The 746-nt window shown below is 73.7% G+C and carries 1 pseudogene; it reads right to left on the bottom strand.

What is annotated here, in order from left to right:
- A pseudogene (locus B1964_RS09685) lies at positions 1-746 on the bottom strand (primosome assembly protein PriA); the annotation flags it as partial.

The following is a 746-nucleotide window of genomic DNA, read 5'->3' as shown; positions in this document are numbered from 1 at the left end:
GCGGACGCGGGTGCCGCCGCACTCCGGGCATCGGAAGTTGGTCTCGGGACGCCCGCACCACCGGCAGGACAACGATCCGTGGACGTCCATCTGCAACGGGCCGTGGCATGCCCGGCAGCGGGCGTGTTCGCGGCAGCGGGCACAGGCCAGCGACGGGATGTACCCGCGCCGCGGGACACTGAACAGCACCGGCGCGTCGGCGGCCAGCGCGCGCCGCGCGGCATCGAAGGCGACCGCCGGGATACGTGCGGTGTGCGCCAACGGGTCCCGCGCAACGCGGACGTCCTCGTCGGTGATGGCCTCGATCGCGGCACCACGTTCGCGGATGACGGCGCGGTCGGCGACGAGATCGTGCGCCCAGCCCGAGGCGACGAGTGCCTGCGCCTCGGCGGTGCGCGCGTAGCCGCCGATCACCAGCCCGGCCTGCTCGTGATGGGCGCGCAGCACCGCGACCTCCCGAGGGTGCGGATACGGTGCGCGCGGTTCGTTGAGGCTGTCGTCACCGTCGTCCCACACCACGATCAACCCGAGATCGTGCACGGGCGCGAAGATCGCGCTGCGCGTGCCGAGGACGACGTCAGCTCCTCCGCGCCGTACCGCCAGCCACCGGCGGTAGCGGGCGGTCGGCCCCAGACCGGCGGCGAGGGTGACGCAGCGATCGCCCAACAGCGGCTCGCAGGCCGCCGAGAGGCGATCGAGGTCGCGTTGGTCGGGAACGACGATGACCACGCCACGACCGGCGGCGG

The sequence above is a fragment of the Gordonia sp. i37 genome (assembly GCF_002043085.1).
GTDB classification, from domain to species: domain Bacteria; phylum Actinomycetota; class Actinomycetes; order Mycobacteriales; family Mycobacteriaceae; genus Gordonia; species Gordonia polyisoprenivorans.
Note: the sequence above shows the minus strand (reverse complement) of the source record. Positions and strands in the feature narration are given on the sequence as shown.